Raw genomic sequence first — 20,095 nt, 5'->3', positions numbered from 1 at the left:
GCTTTGAATCACTACCATTCGTCCAAAGGAGCTGACAAGTCATGCGCTTGAGAAAAGCAACGGAAAGGAAGAAGCTTTGAATCACTACCATTCGTCCAAAGGAGCTGACAAGTCATGCGCTTGAGAAAAGCAACGGAAAGGAAGAAGCTTTGAATCACTACCGTTCACCCAAAGGAGCTGACAAAATCCGCATTACTGCCATTCTCTTTTTCGATAAAAAACAAAAAGAGCCGCCCCAATCAACAGGGCGGCTCAAATCATCGTTCTTAAAAAAGTAAGAGGCAATCAATCAAAAGACTTTTGTCGTCCATGATTCACAATTCCATAAGTCAGTTGCGACTGCTTCATAAAATTCAGGTTCGTGTGAAATCAAGAGGACCGTTCCTTTATATTCTTGCAAGGCCCGTTTCAATTCCTCTTTCGCTTCGACGTCCAAGTGGTTCGTCGGCTCATCGAGAACCAGAATGTTTGATTCCGTGTTCATCAGCTTACAAAGACGGACTTTCGCCTTCTCTCCACCGCTGAGTACTTCGATTTTAGATTCGATGTGTTTTGTCATCAAACCACATTTCGCGAGCATCGCCCGGACTTGTTGTTGCGTCAAGGATGGGAACGTCCCCCAAATTTCTTCGATACACGTGTTCGAATTCTTCTCTTTGATTTCTTGTTCGAAATAGCCGATGTGCAAGTTTTCACCGCGATCGACCATCCCTGAAACAGCGGGGATTTCACCGAGTAAACTTTTCAGTAACGTCGACTTCCCGATTCCGTTCGCACCATGCAATGCGATTTTCTGCCCCCGTTCGATTGTTAAATCGAGCGGGCGCGAGAGGGGTTCGTCGTAGCCGATGACAAGACCTTTTGCTTCGAACATCAGCTTGCTTGGTGTCCGAGCCGTCTGGAAATGGAATTCCGGTTGCGGACGTTCTTGTGCAAGCTCGATGACATCCATCTTGTCGAGTTTTTTCTGACGGGACATCGCCATGTTTCGTGTCGAGACACGCGCCTTGTTACGGGCGACGAAATCTTTAAGTTCAGAAATTTCTTGCTGTTGGCGCTTAAAGGCAGACTCCAGCTGTTTCTTTTTCGCTTCATGGACCGTCAAGAAATTATCATAGTCACCAACATAACGGCTCAAGCCTTGATTTTCCATATGGTAAATCAAGTTGATGACGCTGTTTAAGAATGGAATATCATGCGAAATCAAAATGAACGCGTTCTCGTAATCGTTGAGATACCGTTTCAGCCATTCGATGTGTTGCACATCAAGATAGTTGGTCGGCTCATCCAGTAACAAGATATCTGGTTTTTCAAGTAAGAGCTTCGCAAGTAAGATTTTTGTACGCTGACCGCCACTCAATTCATGGACATCACGGTCTAAGCCGATTTCATCGAGACCAAGTCCGCGGGCGATTTCTTCGACTTTTGCGTCGATCGTATAAAAATCATTATTCGTTAAAATGTCTTGTAAGACACCGACTTCCTCAAGCATCTTTTCGAGTTCTTCGGGCTCGACTTCACCCATCTTCGCATACAGGTCATTGATTTCTTGTTCGATATCGAACAAGTATTGGAATGCCCCTTTTAGCGCATCACGAATCGATAAACCTTTCGCAAGGACGGCATGTTGATCGAGATAACCGACACGGACATGTTTCGCCCATTCGACTTTTCCTTCGTCCGGTTCGAGCTGAGAAGTGATGATGTTCATGAAGGTCGATTTCCCTTCACCGTTTGCTCCGACGAGGCCGATGTGTTCACCTTTTAACAGGCGGAACGAGACATCTTCGAAAATCGCACGATCACCAAAGCCATGGCTTAAGTTTGATACCGTTAAAATACTCATAACTACTCCCTTATTTCATGAATTCAACGCTGTGATTAGACACCTGTACGTTTTTTCTGGTTGTTCGTCTTTTTCGTCTTCTGGCTCGTCATTTGTTTCGTTTCCGTTCCACGAAGACCAGTCGGACGTTTTGTTTGTGATTGTTTTTTGGCTTTCAATTGTTCAATCATCGCTTCTTGAAGTGATAATTTTTTTGGTTGTTCGCTCATGTGTGTTCACCTCGATTAATTCGTTCTTATCTTATAGTATGCCAAAAAAAACGCTTTTTGAAAACGAACTCTACTTAATTCATCCTTTAACGGACAACTTGACCGAGATAAATGACATAACAATTCCGGTCGATGTCGATTTCGCAGCTGTCACGTTCAAAGGTTCCATGCTCTGGCACGGTCACCTTATCCTTAATTAAATAGCGCATCGCTTGGACGTGGTTCGGGACGGTCATCGTTTTGATAAGTGGTGATGTACTGCTTGGCATGTACCGGCGAAACTCGATGTGAATTTGATGAGGCGGATAAATCCGGTCCTCTGCATCAAGCGGAGAGGCTTCGACGTGATCGACGATCAGCTGATCGTACTCGCCCTCCATTTCGTTGGAGCGTAATTCATACAGTTGGCCCTCGATGATATGAAATTCACATAATTGATGAGCGATGATTTCATCCGGTTCGATTGCGAAACGACTGTATTGATAAATCGACTTATATTCATCTTGATCTTCGACATAATAAGCAAGTGACATCGTGATTCCTCCTTGTAACGGCATGATATGTTCTACTCGGACGATCAGAAAAAAGTTCCGGTACGACAAGGAAACTTTTTTAAGAGAAAAAGCGTATACTTAGAATAACAAATTGTTAAGAAAGGGGTATGAATCGTGAGATGGATGAAACAAGCATCACTTGCGGCGACGCTTTTGATTGGAACGACACTCAGTGGTTGCGGTGCAGACGATGCGCAAGCCGAACGTCCGGATGATCCGGATTGTGACGATTATGAATATGATAATGAAGAAGGCGTCTGGTATTGTGATGATGCAACATCGACCCATTCTGGTTTTTATTACTGGGGAGGCAGTTATTTTGCATCCCGTGCCTTGATGCATAGTGCGATGCGGACGAAAGGCTATACGCCGAAGTCGAACGCAGTCAAAAGTTATAATGCGAAGACAAAAGGATTCGGGACGGGATCGTCGTCTGGTTTCTTTGGCGGATGAGTGAACGAGAGGATTTATATGGTGACATTGAGTCGTTTTGGGATGAATTGGATGGTGAAATCTATGCGTTGACTGATGTTTTAACGGTTTCGTCGCGGACGCTGGAGCGCTTACGGGTAGCTGCTCGAGACGTGTATCTGATTTTTGAGAAAGTCGCACCGATTCTACGAACGATGGAGGATGATGCGTTACTCGAGCTCGGGTATCCAAAACAAGCACTTCCCTTTCTCCGTCTAGAGACGATGCGCCCCTTATCAATCATCAGTCGGCTCGACTTCATCGTGACGGATGATCGGATTTCCGTCATGGAGTGGAATGCCGATACGCCGACGTTCATTAAAGAATCGTTTGACGTCAATGACCGGATTGCGCAAAAACGCCACATGATGGCAGTGAACCCGGATGAAGCGGCGAAATTAGCGACAAGCGTCCGTCGCGCCGTCGCAGCAGCGACACATCGAACGCAGCAACGCCCGCATGTCGTCTTTACGTCACATGGGGACAATATCGAGGATCGTCTGACGACAGAGTACTTGCAAGGGTTCGTGGACGGGGCAGCGTATTGTCCGCTTAACGCCCTTGAAATTCGACCGGAAGATGGATTGTACGACCAGGACGGACGACGGATTGATATTTTATACCGTCAGACCTTTCCGATTGAAATGGCGCTTCTCGATCGCGATGACACGGGACGTGAACTCGGTGTCTTATTGTTACAACTCGTCGAACAAGGTTTGCTCGAGATCATCAATCCACCATCGGCGTTTCTGATGCAAGCAAAGTCCGTTCTTGCAGTGATTTGGGCACTGCATGAAGCAGACCACGCTTATTTAACAGGACGTGATCATCAAATCATAGAACGTTATTTTTTACCAACGTATCTTGAACCAGATGTATTTCTTGAACAGCGACACGCCTTTGTCGAGAAACCGGTTTTTGGCAGAGAAGGTGATACGGTAACGATCTATCAAGCAGATGGTCGTATCCTGTTATCGAATGAACAGCGTTCCTTTAGTGACCAAGCATCGGTTTATCAACAGTATCAAGCATTGCCGACGCATGTACTTAGTAATGGAGTGGAAGTGGCCTATATGTTTGGCGTGTTCGTCCTCGGTGGTCGGGCAAGTGCGATTGCTGTCCGAGCAGGCGAACGAATCACCGGAAATCGTTCTTACTTTTTACCGATTGGGCGATTGCAAGATTGAGAGGAGGAGACAAGATGAAAGCAGCCATTTTAGGAGCAAGCGGTTTAGTTGGACAAGAGTTAGTCGATCAATTATTAGCGAATGATGCGTATGAGGAAGTTCATGTGCTCGTTCGTCGACCCATGAACCGGTTTCATCAAAAGCTGGAAGAATGGGTGATTGACTTTGATCGCGTGACGGAAATCGAATTGCCGACGGTGGATCACGTCTACTGCGCGCTCGGAACGACGATTAAACAAGCGGGGTCACAAGCAGCATTTCGTCAGGTCGACTACACGTATCCGATTGAAGTCGGACGTGAATTGCTCGATTTAGGGGCGACACGCTTCGCGCTCATTTCAGCGCTCGGCGCACATCCGAATGCAAAAACGTTCTACAATCGTGTCAAAGGAGACACAGAGAACGGACTACGGGTTCTTGGCTACGAAGCTTTATTGATTTTCCGTCCATCGCTCTTGTTAGGGGAGCGAGAAGAGTTCCGGTTTGGCGAACAGGCGGCGGCTCGTGTCTCGACGGTTCTTCGCCCGTTATTAAAACGGAGTCCTTATGCCCCAATCGAAGCGAGTAAAGTAGCGAAAGCGATGATGGAGCAAACACTCCATGCGCCCCCGGGTATTACCATCGTTGAATCAAAAGACATGCAAAAATGAGCGAACGGATTCCGTTACGCTCTTTTTTTTTGCTTAAAATTAATATTTGACTAGTCAAATGATTTACGGTTGAATGATAAGGTGCTGTCTCCTATATAAAAAGAAGTGAGACAATTCAGTTAAAAACGTGTAAATCTTTTAATCGATTACGAGACGCTTATCATTTGGGGAAAGCGGGAAAAAAGGTTTTAGATTATGCACGAATACAATGGTAGACGAAAGGAGCCTTCATTATGGCAGATTTTGATCGCGATCAGGTCTACAAGACTGTTCCGCAAAAAGGGTTCTTCGGAAACCCGAAAGGATTGTTCACACTCTTCTTCACAGAGTTCTGGGAACGATTCTCCTACTACGGGATGCGCGCCATCCTTATATTCTACATGTACGACTCTGTTGCGAACGGTGGACTCGGAATTGATAAAACGACTGCCGCTTCCATCATGGCCGTATATGGTTCACTTGTCTATATGTCGGGAATCATCGGAGGATGGGTCTCCGACCGTCTGTTAGGGACATCACGGACCGTCTTTTATGGTGGTATTCTCATCATGCTTGGACATATCGTGTTAGCTCTACCAGCCGGAATCACGGCATTATTCATCTCGATGGGCTTAATCGTCATCGGGACGGGATTCTTAAAACCGAACGTATCGAACATCGTCGGAGATTTGTACAGCAAAACGGATAACCGCCGTGATGCTGGATTCAGTATCTTCTATATGGGAATCAATGCCGGTGCATTTTTAGCACCACTCGTCGTCGGTAAAGTTTCAGATACGGCAGGATACCATGCTGGTTTCGCACTCGCTGCGGTCGGGATGTTCGCCGGTCTTGTTGTGTTCATATTGACGAAGAAAAAGAATTTAGGTCAAGCCGGAACATACGTCTTGAATCCGCTAGAAGGCGAGGAACGGAAACGTTTCTTTAAAATTGCGACAGTTGTCGTCATTGCGCTAGCAGTTCTCGGAACGATTGCCGCATTGACAGGTTTACTAACGATCGACCGCTTTACGTTGATGGTGACGTTCCTCGGAATCTTGATTCCGATTGCGTATTTCACATTCATGTTACGCAGTCCGAAAATTACAGATGATGAGCGTTCGCGTTTATTCGCCTACATCCCACTCTTTATCGCAGCAGCTGTTTTCTGGGCGATTCAAGAGCAAGGGTCATATGTCTTATCAATCTTTGCAGATGAACGGACAGACTTATCTTTCTTAGGCTTTGAGATTCAGCCTGCGTTCTTCCAGTCATTGAATCCATTGTTCATCATCGTGCTTGCACCAGTCTTTGCAAGCTTTTGGGTCCGACTCGGTGATCGTCAGCCGACGACGATGCAAAAATTCTCGTTCGGTCTGATTTTCGCAGGACTTTCGTTCATCGTCATGATGTTGCCTGGACTATTGTTTGGTACAGACACAATCGTTAGTCCGCTCTGGCTCGCACTCAGTTTCTTCCTCGTCGTGATTGGTGAGTTGTTACTATCACCAGTCGGTTTATCGGCAACGACGAAACTGGCACCAGCGGCTTTCTCGGCACAGACAATGAGTCTTTGGTTCTTAACGAATGCAACGGGACAAGCCGTCAATGCACAGATCGTTAAATATTACGGGAAAGAAACAGAAGTCGCGTACTTCGGAATTACAGGTGTCGTCGCGATTGCACTCGGACTTCTCTTGTTTGCTTTTGCACCAAGGCTCCAAAAATATATGCGTGGTATTCGCTAAGCTCGAATCCACAAAAAAAGGCAGGAACTCGGATTCTTTTTCCGAGTTACCTGTCTTTTTGTTAGTCATTTGTCCGAATATGGCGTAATGATTCTGCGAACAGGGCAACAAGCGTCCCGAGCACCAGTCCGTTCGACATCAGTGTCGTGACGAGTGGAGGGAGATCGGCTGTCGCACCTTTTGGTAAGAGTAAGGCACCGATTCCGACGAGGACCGGTAACCCGACCGTAATCATTGCCGTTTGCCGATTTAAGTCGCGTGCTGCTTCCGTGACGCCGATGATAGCCATCCCGGCAACAATCGGGGCAACCATCGCATAACCGACGGCAACAGGAATTTTTGCAATCAAACCGACGAATGGCGTGACGATACTTAAGAATAAGCAAATGACGTTCGCAATCGCAAACGATTTACGATCCGTGTTATCCGTCGAAGCGATGAATCCGGCTGTTCCGGAAATCGCGACGGGACCGACCGTACCGAACATACCGGCAAAAATCTGTCCGACACCGGCCGTGACACCGGCTGTTCCGACTTGTCCTTTGACGTGTTCGCCACGTTTCGCACTGATGATGCGCTCGATGACTTTGATGTTCGCGAGCACGTTCGTCATCAACAGTAAAGAAATGATTAAGGCTGTCGGGAGAAGGGTCCAGTCCAGATGAATTCCGCCGAACGGGAATAAATCAGGAAGAGTAAAGAATGGACCATCGAAGCTCGGCATCTCGGCGCGTCCGATCAAGGCAAACATGCTCCAACCGACGAGCAGCGTGATGAGTAAGGCATACTGACGCAAACGATCGCTACGTTCGAGATAAAGTGAGATGATGACGGTCAATACGGAAATGACGGCAGGTAACACTTGAATCTTACCGTTTTCCAGGTTGAGTAGCCCTTTCATGACGGAGCCCGACAGTTGGGCAGACAACAGGAGCATATAAACGCCGATGACTTGTGGCGTGAACAAGGGAACGAGTCGTCGTAAAATACCCGTTACTGTCAAAATGATACAGATGATGCCACTTAAGATGAGGAGAAAACCAAGTGATTGGAGTGTGTTCGAGTAACTCCCGTACAATGTAATGCCGATTGAGGAGTAGAGGGCGAAGACACCCCACCAAATCCCGGCCGGTCCTTCCATGATCGGTAGACGATGACCGAGGAACACTTGGAATAAGCTTAAAATCGCAAAAACGAACAGACAACGAGATAGGAAAGCCAATGTGTCCGCGCTCGATAGTTCAAACGATGCGGCAATGGCGAGTGGCGGGGCGATGTTAGTACAGATAATAAACAAAAACCACTGAATCGTGGAGACTACGGTACGTGGCAAAACAAATGATTCCCCTTTCAAAAGAAACGATACTTTTTTCATCTTAAACCAATTATTGAAAAAGCGATAGATACGCTTACATTGACTGAAAATTTAGAAAATAATTTTCATATGTGATTTTTCACATGAGATGGGGTAGGAGTTAAGAGGGAGGAATGAATATGAAAAAGTGGCTCAAGCGAATCAGCATCGGTTTCATCATACTCATCGGGCTTGTCATCGGAGCCTTCATGGTCTGGGCGCAATTTGATTATGATCCGTCAAAAGAAGCAAACACATATGTTGAACAACAGATCGGACAGGATTATCAGTTTGGTGATCCGGAGAGTGAAGTCGGATTTGTGTTTTATCAAGGGGCGAAGGTCGATCCGGGTGCCTACAGTTATATCGGGAGTCAGTTAGCGAAGAACGGACATTTCGTCGTCATCCCGAAATTACCATTTAATATCGCATTACTCGACGCAAACGCGGCCTTACCGATTATCGATGCACATCCGAAAATCAAACGATGGTATGTGATGGGACATTCGTTAGGTGGAAGTGCCGCTTCGACGGTACTTGAGGATAATTCGAAGATTAAAGGAATCATCTTTCTCGCGTCCTATCCGATTGATACCATCGATACACCGTCCTTGACGGTCTATGGCGGACGGGATGGCGTCTTACCTGTAGCGGACATCGAAGCAAGTAAAAAAAATCTTCGATCGGACGCGACATTCCATTTCATCGAAGAGGGCAATCACGCGAATTTCGGGATGTACGGCGCACAAAAGGGCGACAACACGAGTCCATTAACACCAAAAGTACAACAAGATGAGGCGATTGAAGCAATTGAGTCATTCCTTTCATCGAATTAAAAAAGCCTTTCCGTCTAGCCATTTTACGAAGCTAGACGGAAAGGTTTTTTACGTTTTAGTCGAGACGACGTGATACCTCGTCGAGTGTCGGTAAAGCAGCCATCGCCCCTTTGACGGACGCGGCAAGCCCGCCAGAAATCGCGGCAAACCGCCCGATGTCTTGCAGTTCATCTTCATCCCAATCGAATGCAAAGGACCGCGTCGCACACTGGTGTAGCAAACCAGACATAAAAGCGTCACCTGCTCCGGTCGTATCGACGGCATCCACCGAAATCGCGTTGATCTCTGCCATCGCACGATTCGTATAGAGTAAGGATCCCTCGCTGCCCCGTGTGACAGCGAGCAACTGAATCGGGTATTCAGCGAGCAGTTCGGCTGCCCCTTCATCCAGGTTCGTTTGGCCGGTCAAGAAGGTCAATTCCTCTTCTGCTAACTTAACGATTTGCGCGTCAGGCAGGACGGACTGAATCGTCGTCCGGGCGACATCGAGATTCGACCATAACGATTCGCGGAGGTTCGGGTCGTAAGAAATCGGGACCTGATGCTCTTTTGCGAGCGCGATGGCACGACGTGTTGCTGCGACGGCATCACCGGAGATTAAGGAAATCGAACCAATGTGAAGTAAATCGGCTTCCGCCAGTGCGTCCGGAACATCTTGTTCATGAAAGCTCATATCGGCACGATACGTGTTGATGAATTCAAAGGACCGTTCGCCGTTTTTAGCATTTGTGACGAGGACAAGCCCCGTTTTATTCGTTGCGTCAAGAACGATGTGATCCGTCTTGACCCCATAGTGGTGGAGTGTATCTTTCAAGAAATGCCCCATCGAGTCATCCCCGACAGCACCGAGAAAATAACTGTCGGCGCCAAGGCGGGCAAGTCCGACGGCGACATTGGCGGGAGCACCGCCGGGATTTTTTTGGAACGTCGTATTGCTGTCATCGAGTGGAATCAAATCGATTAATGCTTCTCCAAGACTAAAAATTTTCATCATAGTTCGCTCCTTTCTAAATCCGGTCGAATCCGTTCGACATGAAGTGCCATATAGCCAACTTCAGAGTCGGGGACGGTCGTTTTTAATTCCTGTTCGAGCCAAGCGGCCATACTTTCTGCACAACGAAACGCATCCGCGTAACGTGTTTTGACAGCAGATAAAATGACATCATCCATATCGTGGAGTGTCTGTCCCTGCTCAATCCGGGCGAGGACAAGTTTCATATGTGTGAAGAATCGGTAATACGTCATGGAAGTCGTTTCGATCGTTTGACCAAAGAAACTCTCGATTTGTTCACGTAATTCGTTCAACAGAGTAGCAGTTTGTAGTGCCGTCGCCATATTCGGATGCTGTTGGCGGGCGTTAAAGAGGTGAAGTGCGATGTTCGCGGCTTCCTCCTTTGGTAATACAACAGCAAGTGTCTGTTCGATTTGCGCAACCGCCCATGCTCCGATTTTGTACTCGGCTGTATATAACAAGCGAATTTCTTCCGCGAGCCGATTGTGGACGACAAGATTTTCACGTGCTAAGCGAACGGCATGGGCGAGGTGATCCGTCAGACTGACATGGATATAATCATGAAAAGGTGTCTGAAGTTCGCCTTCCGCATAAGAAATGATTTGTTCGGACAAATCAATGATTTCTAATGGGGTCGTCGTTAAGATTTCTTTAAACAGTTCAGCATTTTCGAACGAGGGAATGAACATCTTTTCGATTTTCGAGGGATCGACGGGATCTTTTTTCTTTTTACCGAAAGCGATCCCCGGTCCCATGATGATGCGTTCTTGTCCTTGTTCTTTTGTGACGATGGCATTGTTGTTGAGTACTTTATGAATAATCAGCCTGACTCCTCCCTTCTCCCTTTATTATACGGGTAACGGTGCTCAGAACAAAACCGACAAATGCGACCCGACGAGTATACTCGTGAGGGTCGCATGTCTTTTTTACTTAAGCGGCTAAATCGGTTTGTTTTTGTTTTCGTGCATCAAGACGCATGAGGATGACAGTCGCGATGAACGCTGTCGCGACAGCAATCGCAAAACCGACAAGGTAGTTGATTAAGTTCGAAGCACCAAGTGGAGCGACGATTGCAATCATCGGTATGCCCGTCAAACCATAAGCGTTTGCAGCGACTTGCGTCAAGACGACGTAGCCACCGCCGATTGCGCCACCGATCGCACCACCGATGAACGGTTTACCGAGTCGAAGATTCACCCCGTAGATAATCGGTTCCGTAATACCAAGAAATGCTGAGAAGGCAGAGGGTAAAGCGAGCGTTTTTAATTTAACGTTTTTCGTCATGAAGTAGACAGCAAGACCGGCTCCGCCTTGCGCGACGTTCGCCATCGACCAGATAGGTAACAGGAAGTTTTTCCCGATGCTCTTATCAGCAAGCAGTCCCGCTTCAATCGCATGGAAACTATGGTGCATTCCTGTGATGACAATCGTTGAGTAGAGACCACCGAACAAGAGACCGGCGACGACCGAGAATTGTTCATAGAAGAAGACGAGTACGAATGAAATCCCTTTACCGAGCAATGTACCAAGTGGTCCGATGACGATGAGGGCAAGGAATCCTGTGACGAGAATCGTCACGAACGGTGTGACTAACAAATCAAGTGTTTCCGGTGTCCGTTTACGGACTTGCTGCTCAATTTTCGCCATGACCCAAACCGTTAAGAGGACAGGGAAGACCGTCCCCTGATAACCAATCAGTTCGATGTTCATCCCAAGGAAGTGCATCACTTCCGGTTCACTGTTTCCGAGTGTCCAAGGGTTGAGCAGAGAAGGGTGCGTCATGATTCCACCGATGACCGCACCGAGATATGGATTGGCACCGAACTCACGCGCGGCAGAGAAACCGATCAAAATCGGTAAGATGATGAAAGCGGAAGACGAGAACATGTCAAGCAGTTGGACGATCGGTGAAGCCCCGTCGACCCAACCGAAGGCTTTAATCATTCCGAGTAAGCCCATCAACAGACCGGCGGCGACGATTGCCGGAATCAATGGTACGAAGACATTTGAAAGCGACCGGGCAAGGCGCGCGAACGGATTTAATTTTTGGGAAGCTGCTTTCTTCACGTCGACTGATTCTTCACCATTGACGTTGACACCAGCGAGGGGAGCGAACTCCGCGAATACTTTGTTGACGGTCCCGGTCCCAAAAATGATTTGATATTGACCTGAACTCGAGAAAGCACCACTGACGCCGTCAAGATCTTCGAGTGCCGCTTGATCGACCTTCGATTCGTCATGAAGAACGAGACGGAGACGTGTCGCACAATGCGCTGCTGTGATGATATTTTCACGACCACCGACAAGGGTAAGGACCTGCGCAGCTGTTTTTTTGTAATCCATTTGAATTCCTCCTTTTAGGAAAGGTGTGCGACTGGTCAGCCCACAAAAAAAGGCAAGACCGAACAACACCTAAACGTTCTAGGTGTTGCATCGGTCTTGCCAGCCGTACTGTCACAATCCGCACTATTTGCTTGTTGGCTTTATCATAAAGCAAAAAAGAAAGCGTTGTCAACAGTCAAATTGGATCTTTTTGAATCGCGATATCGACTTCGACACCAAAGTGATCGGAAACGATTGGCGCCAGTACTCCGTCAAACGTCACACCGACACGCGCGACATCAATTTTGCGATTCGAGAGCACTAAATCAATCCGTAAGCCATGGTGGTTCTCTTCCCAACCGTCAATCTTACCTTCGACGGTTTCGACACCAACCGTCTCTTCCGCTAGAAGGAACAGGTCATGGAGACCCCGTTCAACCATATAATCGTAACCGGTCTCCCGTTCGAAGGCATCATTGTTGAAGTCACCTAAGAAGAAGGTCCATTCGAGTGGATCCATCCGAGCAATCAAATGATTGAACTGCTCGCTGAACGGTTCGTCGGCATCTTCCCACCAACCGAGATGACAAGAGTTGAACGTAATTTGGGTTCCATCGACATCAATCGTCGCGCGGACGATTTTGCGTGACTTCCAGTCCATCGTATCTTGGCTTCGGCTGACATAGTACGAATCGGATTTCAAAATCGGATGTTTCGTCAAGAGGGCGAGTCCCTCTTCGTACGCATCGTATCCGATGTGCGAGAAGTCCCAAACGAATTCATAGTCATGCCCACGTTCTTTAAGTGCTTGTTGAATCATGTAGGCGAAATTATCTTCACGGATTGCACCATAAACGATTGGTGTATCCATTAATTGGCTTACTTCTTGTAAGGCGACGACATCATAATCCTGTTGGATGATTTGAGCGACGATTTGATTGATTTTTTCAAGCTGGTGTTCTTCTTGCCAGGAATGGCAATTGAGTGTGAGTAGGCGCATCTGTCGTTCCTCCTGAGTGTTGATTCTGAATAAAGAAAGGTGAAACTCACGGATGAGCTCCACCTTTTTTTATTTACCCTAATTCGTCTGGTTTATGCGCCGATCCGATCTTGGATATCAGACTTCAAGACATCCGCTTTCGGACCATAGATGGCTTGCACGCCGTTATTTTTTAGGATAAGACCAAGTGCGCCATTCGCTTTCCAGTCTTGTTCTTTTGCGACGAGGCTTGGATCTTTGACCGTGACGCGTAAACGTGTCATGCAGGCATCGACGTCTTCGATGTTTTGTTGACCACCGAGCAGTTCGATGATGCGTGCTGCTTGCGAACCGTCAGCGACGACAGTTGCAGCGACTTCACTTGTCCCGTCCTCTTTGACGACGATGTCATCGAGGTAGTTTCCGTTACGACCTGGTGTCGCGTAGTTAAACTTCTTGATGACAAAGCGGAACGTAAAGAAGTTGAGGAAGAAGAAGAACACGCAGACTCCGATGAAACGTAACAAATCACCGATCAGACCAGCTTTCGCGATCAATGGAATCCGGGTCAAGAGTTCAATTGCCCCGAATGCATGGATCCGAAGGTGCATGACGTCAGCAAGTGCGAACGCGACACCCGTCAAGACAGCGTAGACGACGTACAGGACAGGTGCGATGAACATGAACATGAATTCGATTGGCTCCGTGACACCTGTCAAGAACACAGCGAGACCGGCAGACAGGAAGACGGGTTTGTATGCTTTCTTTTTATCTTCGTCGACCGACATATACATCGCGACTGCGACACCAATCAAAGAAGCAAGTGACGTGACGACCTGTCCTTCTTTGAAGCGGGCAGGAACGACGCTGTTGAGTAAGTCGTTATAGCCTTGTGTGTTACCGGCTTGCTTTAAGTTGACGAGATCGGTCACCCAGGCGAGCCAAAGTGGATCTTGCCCTGCTACTGTCGAGCCTTGTGCAGCACCCGTCAGAATTTTATACGTTCCGCCGAGTTCCGTATAGTTCATCGGCACAGTCAACATATGGTGAAGACCGAATGGCAGTAGGAGACGTTCGAGCGTTCCGTAAACGAATGGGGCGATGATTGGGGCTGTATCACGTGACGTCGCAATCCAACGACCGAAATCGTTTAGGAGGCCTTGGACGAACGGCCAGACGAGCGATAAAACAAATGCTGCGACGACGGAACCACCGATGACGACGAATGGGACGAACCGTTTGCCGTTGAAAAAGGCCAGTGCATCTGGTAATTTGCTGAAGTTATAGAATTTATTAAAGAGAACGGCACCGAGGAAACCAGAAATGATTCCGACGAAAACGCCCATATTAAGAGCGGGTGCACCGAGTACAGAAGTGAAATAATCTTTTACGATCAAGTCAGATCCGAGTAACGAACTAACCGTTGCTTTCGGATCAGCGAGCATCGTTGAATTGACACCGAAGATTGCACCCGTTACGCGGTTGACTAAAATGAACGCGAGTAATGCGGCAAAGGCACCACCGGCACGTTCTTTAGCCCATGAACCACCGATCGCGACGGCGAAGAGGACGTGGAGATTCGTAATGATGGCCCAACCGAGATCTTCAACAATTCTTGCAATCGTTTGCACAATGGTGATATCGCCACCGTACATCCCGATTAATTTTCCGATTGAAATCATTATTCCGGCAGCTGGCATAACTGCAATGACAACCATTAAAGCTTTTCCGAGCTTTTGCCAAAAGTCGAATGAAATTGTTTTACGCATGTTTTCTCACTCCTCAGACAGACTATTTTCTCTTTATTGTGCAAATATGTAAGCGATTAATGCAACCGTTTGCATTTAAAATTGTAAGCGATAACCTTTTAAAAAGCTAGTCTTTTTTAATGAATAATTTGAAATTATATTTCATATAGTGAAAAACATTAAACTAAAATGTGTTTTGAAAATGAAAAGCGGGAATAAACTAAAAGTAGCATCGGGTAGGAGTAGCTGGGAGACGATAAAGGAGACTGAAAACTCATGAATCAAGCGATGAATCCACTTGCGAATTATGGAGAGCGTATCCAAACATTACGTGAGCGACAGAACATCGACCAAGAAAAGCTTGCGCTTATGACGGAAACAACGTTTGAGATGATTCAACGGATTGAGTCAAGTATCGCGCATCCGTCCGTTTCGATGATTGATCGCTTAGCGAAGGCGCTGGGCGTTCCTTATGAGCACCTCTTACGACATATTTGGTCAGCAGAAGCGATTCATGCTCAGGCAGAACGAGAAAAAATCGTGGATTTACCATCGAGCTGACGTTCATACACAGTCGATTAGATAGAAGAAAAGCCAAATTCTCGTGAAATGATCACGTCAGGAATTTGGCTTTTTTTGATGGTTTTCGGATTAACGGTTATCGACCGTTTCTGGATAAAGATCATGGTTGAACAAACGGTGTTCTGCCATTCTTTCGTATTTTGTACCGGGTTTTCCGTAGTTATAATACGGATCAATCGAGATGCCACCGCGTGGTGTAAATTTCCCCCAGACTTCAAGGTAGCGCGGCTCCATCAATTTGACGAGGTCTTTTCCGATGACATTGATGCAGTTCTCATGGAAATCCCCGTGATTACGATAGCTGAAGAGGTAAAGCTTCAATGATTTCGACTCGACGAGTTTTTCGTCAGGAATGTACGAAATATAGATGGTCGCAAAGTCCGGTTGATTCGTGATTGGGCAAAGGCTCGTGAATTCCGGCGCATTGAACTTAACGAAGTAGTCGTTCTCCGGGTGACGGTTCGGGAACGCCTCAAGGACTTCCGGTTGATATTCAAAAATATAAGGGACGGCCTTTTGACCGAGTAGAGATAAGTCGTTTAAATCTTCTGGGCGCATGAATAGAACTCCTTTTTAAACGCCACGATCGTTCGCGAAAACGAGGGCGTGCAGTTGTGGTAGAACACGGGCATGATTAAATCGTTCATCTTGCGCAACGCGTTCCCATAAAGTTTTTAAGTCGGACAACATCCGCGGAGCAATCGTACCTTCTTCCGCCGGATCCGGATTACCGAGTGATAGATACAGTGTTTTTAACGCATATCGTTCAGAAATCGCTGCTGCGAAGTCGAGGTCCGCTTCGTCGAAGATGACGATTTTGACAGCACGTTGCAGTTCAGGGAGACGTTTGAAGAAGACGTCGAGCCGATCGTAATCGACCGTCATGCCGCTTGATGGCGGCTTCGGACTGATGGTGACGTCTTCGATATCGAGTAACCAGTTTTGCCAATACGAACCTTGTGTTTCGACGGACATCGTGATGCCACGTACCTTCAAGGCGTCGACGAGCGTACCGATCGATGCGTGGAGCAATGGATTCCCCCCGGAAATCGTCACGTGCCCATACGAGCCGAGCGCATCGAGACGCGTCAGGATATCTTCTGCCGTCAGAAGGTCCGGTTTTTCTGATCCGTCCCAGGTAAAGGCAGAATCACACCAGGCACATGAATAGTCGCATCCGCCTGTCCGGACGAACATTGTTTTTTGTCCGATCGAACGACCTTCTCCTTGAAACGTTGGACCAAAAATTTCAAGCACAGGAATCTTTGGTATTTTTTTCAGTTGACTCATGCTTCATTCATCCATTCGCGACGGACTTCAGCGAATGCAGTCGGTGTCTCATATAACTTGACGAATTCGACACGAAGACCGCGTTCGTCCGGTAAATGCTGTCCGAGCGTTTCAAAAATCCAGGCCGACATGTTTTCAGCCGTCGTATTCATATAGGGAAGCGATTCGTTTAAATAACGGTGGTCGAGCAACGGTTCGAGATGTTCTTTGAAGATCTTTTTCAGGTCACCAAAGTCAAGTGTCATCCCGCGGTGGTCCAGGAATCCACTGATTCCGAGATCGACGTGATACGTATGCCCATGCAAAGCACGGCATTTTCCATCGTAGTCATACAGGTGATGGGCAGCATCAAACGTCAATTTTTTGACGATCATGACGCGTGATTTTGTATAGATGAGCGAGTCGCCGGTCGGGCGCTCGACAGTTTCAGGTGCTTCATAGTTGAATTTCATGGGTAGTTCCCTCCTCGATGTAGGCGTCTAAGCCTTTTTTCCGTAATTCACAAGCTGGGCAGTCGCCGCAACCCTCTCCGATAATGCCGTTGTAACACGTCAGTGTCCGTTCACGGACGAAATCAAAAGCATCTAGCGAATCGGCTAGCGCCCATGTTTCTTTTTTATCGAGCCACATCAGTGGCGTGTGAATGACGAATGGATAATCCATCGCGAGGTTGAGTGTCACGTTAAGTGACTTGATGAAGGAGTCACGACAATCCGGGTATCCGGAGAAATCAGTTTCGCATACACCCGTGATGATATGGCGGATGCCACGTCCCTTAGCAAGGACGGCTGCGAAAGATAAGAACAGATGGTTTCGGCCATCTACGAATGTAGAAGGAAGTCCATCTTCGTTCGTCGTGATTGTTTGAGTGTGATCGGTCAACGAATTGCTTGTGAGTTGACTGAGGAGTGAGAGATCGAGCTCATGGTGTTTGACACCAAGTTCTGCTGCGATCGTTCGCGCGACTTCGAGTTCCTCGGCATGACGCTGTCCGTAGTTGAAGGTAACGACTTCGACTTCGGAATAGTTCGCGAGTGCCTGAAACAGACAAGTCGTCGAGTCTTGGCCGCCGCTGAAGACGACAAGAGCACGTTCATTTTTCATAGTTTACACTTCCATTCCTAGTTTTTGTGACGGAGGAGGTTACGAACTCCGGAGACACAGTCTCAACTATTCACACTAGCAGACGGGAGAAAAAAAGTCGACTCTTTCTCGCGTTGATCGTTGCGGGTTTCAAAAGATTCAGCCTCCTGTGACGCCTGCAGGGAAAAGCGCGCAGAGTCAGCGTCTTGAGTCGTGTGAATCTTTTGTTCTACGAAAAAAACCTCGAACGACGTCGGAGTCGTTTCGAGGTTCTTCATTATAATGGATAGTGGTAATAGCGTTCTTTGACAAGGAGGTCCCGGATGTTCGAGTCTTCCGAAATGACCTTCATCAGTCCACCTGTTTGAGAAGCGTGGGCTTCAAGTGCAGCAACTTTTTGATCCGTATATGCACTGACATCATGAATGAACGTACCTTCGCCAAGTTCGTCTTTTGTGTTGTTCGCAAAAGCGACGGCAAGAAATTCAGGACGATCGGCTTCGTCGATTGCGCGAAGGGCACGAACGACAGCACGTGCTGTTGCTTCGTGGTCCGGATGGACGGCATAGCCCGGATAAAATGAAATCACGCGAGTCGGACGTGTTTTTTGAATCAACTGTCCAATCCGTTCAGCGAGTGCTGCTTCATCTTCGAATTCGACCGTCTTATCCCGTAATCCCCACATTTGAAGATCGGTAATCTGCATTTTTTCAGCTGCTGCGATTAATTCACGTTTGCGGATCGTCGCGAGTTGTTCCCGGTTCGTAAAGACGGGACGTCCCATGTTGCGTCCCATTTCACCGAGCGTCAAACAGGCGTACGTGACAGGTCCGCGGTTCGTTGCATGCTCGATGATTGTCCCGGCCGAGCTGAATGCTTCATCGTCCGGGTGAGGGAAGATGACGAGCAGGTGATCGTGTTCATTGTAAGCCATCATTCTACCTCCTCTGCGCCTTGAGCGAATGGTGTCGGACTGAGCTCAAAAGCAATCGCGAGGCGGCCTTCGACATCATGTCCTGCGATCAAGAGTTGCTCTCCCGCGAATTCATAATCGGTTAATCCTTCACCGTATAGCCATCCGTGGGCAAGTTTAAGACCAATCCGGTATGGACCGTTTCCTGTGATCAAGCCGCGTTCGTATGTGATTTCCGCATTGCGGAAAAACATCCCCGCACTGTGGAACGTCGGGTCTTGGTGCGTCGCATACGCACCGTTCGTTGTTTCGACATGGACGTAAAGTGGTGTGTTCGCATGATCGTCAATGTACTGTTGAACGACCTTTAAATCAAGTGTTTGCAATAGTATCTCTCCCTTCGAATACAGAAAGAAGCCCGCGAATCACTGCGCGGACTTCCTGAACGTGTTAAGACTTAACTGTACGATGTGCAGCATGATCAGTCGGACCGACATATTCATTCAAACGGAATGAGTTACGAATCGCTGCTGTGATAAACGATTTGGCAGTTCGGACAGCTTCTTCGACCGAAGCGCCTTTAGCGAGTTCTGCTGTAATCGCTGCAGAATACGTACATCCTGCCCCGTGCGTATATGGTGTCTCAATGCGTTCATCCTCAATTAGGATAAACTCTTTCCCATCATAAAGCACGTCAACTGCTCGAGGGTGATCAATCTTGCTGCCACCTTTAACGAGGACATATTGTGCACCTTTTTCATGAATCCGTGCTGCTGCAAGTTTCATCTCGTCAATCGTCGAAGGTGTTTTTCCAAGACCAGACAATTGTCCCGCTTCGAAAACGTTCGGTGTGACGACTGTCGCGAGCGGTGTCAAAGTGTCACGTAAGGCATTCGCTGTATCCGGGTTGAGTACTTCATCTTCACCCTTACAGACCATGACCGGATCGATGACGACGTTTTTAACGCCTGATGCTTTAATTTTTTCAGCAATGACTTCGATGATTTCGACAGTCGGAAGCATCCCCGTTTTCATTGCATCGACACCGATTCCTCCGAGGACTGTATGGATTTGTGTCCGGACGAGTTCTGCATCGATTGGATAAACCGCATGGTGCCAAGCCTGATCAGGATCTTGCGCGACGATGACTGTCAGCGCGTTCATGCCGTAGACTTCAAGTTCTTGAAACGTTTTTAAGTCTGCTTGGATACCGGCTCCGCCACTCGTGTCAGAACCAGCAATCGTTAATGCTTTACGTTTTGTCATTTGGAATTCCTCCTAATAAAATAGCGCTACTTCTTTTTCTCATCATAGCGAATTATGACCAGAGCG

The 20,095-nt window shown here is 47.5% G+C and carries 22 protein-coding genes; 6 read left to right on the top strand and 16 right to left on the bottom strand.

From position 1 onward, the window contains the following. Nucleotides 1-289 precede the first annotated feature (289 nt). From KNQ02_RS10360 to KNQ02_RS10350, 3 genes are all read right to left on the bottom strand, one after another. Nucleotides 290-1,846: an ABC-F family ATP-binding cassette domain-containing protein gene (locus KNQ02_RS10360; protein WP_029332048.1), complete on the bottom strand. Its 1,557-nt coding sequence runs from the start codon at nucleotides 1,844-1,846 to the stop codon at nucleotides 290-292. 35 nt (nucleotides 1,847-1,881) lie between these two features. Then, a complete protein-coding gene (locus KNQ02_RS10355) occupies nucleotides 1,882-2,055 on the bottom strand; it encodes a hypothetical protein (RefSeq protein ID WP_012371785.1) in 174 nt (57 codons plus the stop codon). An 86-nt stretch (nucleotides 2,056-2,141) separates the two neighbouring features. After that, nucleotides 2,142-2,588, bottom strand: a complete 447-nt coding sequence (locus tag KNQ02_RS10350) for a hypothetical protein (RefSeq protein ID WP_214766360.1) — start codon at nucleotides 2,586-2,588, stop codon at nucleotides 2,142-2,144. A gap of 144 nt (nucleotides 2,589-2,732) precedes the next feature. Between KNQ02_RS10350 and KNQ02_RS10345 the strand changes: the two genes are divergently transcribed. From KNQ02_RS10345 to KNQ02_RS10330, 4 genes are all read left to right on the top strand, one after another. After that, entirely contained in the window at nucleotides 2,733-3,062 is a 330-nt protein-coding gene (locus KNQ02_RS10345; RefSeq protein WP_029332046.1) for a hypothetical protein, read from the top strand. Beyond that, complete coding sequence (locus tag KNQ02_RS10340; protein WP_214808407.1) at nucleotides 3,059-4,267, top strand: glutathionylspermidine synthase family protein; 1,209 nt, start codon at nucleotides 3,059-3,061, stop codon at nucleotides 4,265-4,267. Before KNQ02_RS10345 ends, KNQ02_RS10340 begins: the two co-directional genes overlap by 4 nt. Nucleotides 4,268-4,281: 14 nt before the next feature. Next, nucleotides 4,282-4,917 (top strand): NAD-dependent epimerase/dehydratase family protein, encoded by a 636-nt coding sequence (locus tag KNQ02_RS10335; protein WP_214805295.1) that lies wholly within the window; start codon nucleotides 4,282-4,284, stop codon nucleotides 4,915-4,917. Nucleotides 4,918-5,150: 233 nt separating this feature from the next. Further along, on the top strand, nucleotides 5,151-6,644 hold the full coding sequence (locus KNQ02_RS10330) for a peptide MFS transporter (RefSeq protein ID WP_088838189.1): 1,494 nt from the start codon (nucleotides 5,151-5,153) through the stop codon (nucleotides 6,642-6,644). Nucleotides 6,645-6,705: 61 nt separating this feature from the next. On the opposite strand, the gene KNQ02_RS10325 is transcribed toward KNQ02_RS10330, so the two are convergent. Beyond that, a complete protein-coding gene (locus tag KNQ02_RS10325) occupies nucleotides 6,706-7,977 on the bottom strand; it encodes a purine/pyrimidine permease (RefSeq protein WP_029332042.1) in 1,272 nt (423 codons plus the stop codon). Nucleotides 7,978-8,138: 161 nt separating this feature from the next. Between KNQ02_RS10325 and KNQ02_RS10320 the strand changes: the two genes are divergently transcribed. Further along, nucleotides 8,139-8,834, top strand: coding sequence for an alpha/beta hydrolase (locus KNQ02_RS10320; protein WP_214808403.1), 696 nt, complete (start codon nucleotides 8,139-8,141; stop codon nucleotides 8,832-8,834). A gap of 55 nt (nucleotides 8,835-8,889) precedes the next feature. On the opposite strand, the gene KNQ02_RS10315 is transcribed toward KNQ02_RS10320, so the two are convergent. The 5 genes from KNQ02_RS10315 to KNQ02_RS10295 all read right to left on the bottom strand — a co-directional run bounded on the left by KNQ02_RS10315 (nucleotide 8,890) and on the right by KNQ02_RS10295 (nucleotide 14,916). Then, entirely contained in the window at nucleotides 8,890-9,825 is a 936-nt protein-coding gene (locus tag KNQ02_RS10315) for a carbohydrate kinase family protein (RefSeq protein ID WP_214808399.1), read from the bottom strand. Further along, entirely contained in the window at nucleotides 9,825-10,664 is an 840-nt protein-coding gene (locus KNQ02_RS10310; RefSeq protein ID WP_255407450.1) for a PRD domain-containing protein, read from the bottom strand. Before KNQ02_RS10310 ends, KNQ02_RS10315 begins: the two co-directional genes overlap by 1 nt. A 112-nt stretch (nucleotides 10,665-10,776) precedes the next feature. After that, nucleotides 10,777-12,189 carry a sucrose-specific PTS transporter subunit IIBC gene (locus KNQ02_RS10305; RefSeq protein WP_088838185.1) on the bottom strand — a complete coding sequence of 471 codons (1,413 nt, stop codon included), beginning with the start codon at nucleotides 12,187-12,189 and terminating at the stop codon, nucleotides 10,777-10,779. A gap of 175 nt (nucleotides 12,190-12,364) precedes the next feature. Further along, nucleotides 12,365-13,168 carry an endonuclease/exonuclease/phosphatase family protein gene (locus tag KNQ02_RS10300; protein ID WP_088838184.1) on the bottom strand — a complete coding sequence of 268 codons (804 nt, stop codon included), beginning with the start codon at nucleotides 13,166-13,168 and terminating at the stop codon, nucleotides 12,365-12,367. Between the two features lie 92 nt (nucleotides 13,169-13,260). Next, nucleotides 13,261-14,916, bottom strand: a complete 1,656-nt coding sequence (locus KNQ02_RS10295) for a PTS transporter subunit IIBC (protein ID WP_088838183.1) — start codon at nucleotides 14,914-14,916, stop codon at nucleotides 13,261-13,263. Nucleotides 14,917-15,171: 255 nt separating this feature from the next. Here KNQ02_RS10295 and KNQ02_RS10290 point away from each other — a divergent pair, with 255 nt between their 5' ends. After that, nucleotides 15,172-15,456: a helix-turn-helix domain-containing protein gene (locus tag KNQ02_RS10290; RefSeq protein ID WP_088838182.1), complete on the top strand. Its 285-nt coding sequence runs from the start codon at nucleotides 15,172-15,174 to the stop codon at nucleotides 15,454-15,456. 90 nt (nucleotides 15,457-15,546) lie between these two features. Here the strand turns inward: KNQ02_RS10290 and queF are convergent, their stop codons facing one another. From queF to KNQ02_RS10255, 7 genes are all read right to left on the bottom strand, one after another. Then, nucleotides 15,547-16,035, bottom strand: a complete 489-nt coding sequence (gene queF / locus KNQ02_RS10285; RefSeq protein ID WP_029332033.1) for a preQ(1) synthase — start codon at nucleotides 16,033-16,035, stop codon at nucleotides 15,547-15,549. Nucleotides 16,036-16,050: 15 nt separating this feature from the next. Next, the gene (queE, locus tag KNQ02_RS10280; RefSeq protein WP_088838181.1) at nucleotides 16,051-16,767 is read right to left on the bottom strand and encodes a 7-carboxy-7-deazaguanine synthase QueE; all 717 of its coding nucleotides are present in this window, start codon (nucleotides 16,765-16,767) and stop codon (nucleotides 16,051-16,053) included. Next, the gene (queD, locus tag KNQ02_RS10275; RefSeq protein ID WP_029332031.1) at nucleotides 16,764-17,219 is read right to left on the bottom strand and encodes a 6-carboxytetrahydropterin synthase QueD; all 456 of its coding nucleotides are present in this window, start codon (nucleotides 17,217-17,219) and stop codon (nucleotides 16,764-16,766) included. Before queD ends, queE begins: the two co-directional genes overlap by 4 nt. Beyond that, nucleotides 17,203-17,871, bottom strand: a complete 669-nt coding sequence (gene queC, locus KNQ02_RS10270) for a 7-cyano-7-deazaguanine synthase QueC (protein ID WP_214808397.1) — start codon at nucleotides 17,869-17,871, stop codon at nucleotides 17,203-17,205. The genes queD and queC overlap by 17 nt, the downstream gene beginning before the upstream one ends. A gap of 256 nt (nucleotides 17,872-18,127) precedes the next feature. Beyond that, nucleotides 18,128-18,784, bottom strand: a complete 657-nt coding sequence (gene bshB2, locus KNQ02_RS10265) for a bacillithiol biosynthesis deacetylase BshB2 (RefSeq protein ID WP_353048339.1) — start codon at nucleotides 18,782-18,784, stop codon at nucleotides 18,128-18,130. Then, nucleotides 18,784-19,149, bottom strand: a complete 366-nt coding sequence (locus KNQ02_RS10260) for a YojF family protein (protein WP_088838178.1) — start codon at nucleotides 19,147-19,149, stop codon at nucleotides 18,784-18,786. Before KNQ02_RS10260 ends, bshB2 begins: the two co-directional genes overlap by 1 nt. 64 nt (nucleotides 19,150-19,213) lie before the next feature. Then, nucleotides 19,214-20,029 carry a bifunctional hydroxymethylpyrimidine kinase/phosphomethylpyrimidine kinase gene (locus KNQ02_RS10255; protein ID WP_214808395.1) on the bottom strand — a complete coding sequence of 272 codons (816 nt, stop codon included), beginning with the start codon at nucleotides 20,027-20,029 and terminating at the stop codon, nucleotides 19,214-19,216. Between the last annotated feature and the right edge of the window lie 66 nt (nucleotides 20,030-20,095).

This window comes from Exiguobacterium sp. s102, assembly GCF_018618635.1.
Lineage (GTDB): Bacteria > Bacillota > Bacilli > Exiguobacteriales > Exiguobacteriaceae > Exiguobacterium_A > Exiguobacterium_A oxidotolerans.
Note: the sequence above shows the minus strand (reverse complement) of the source record. Positions and strands in the feature narration are given on the sequence as shown.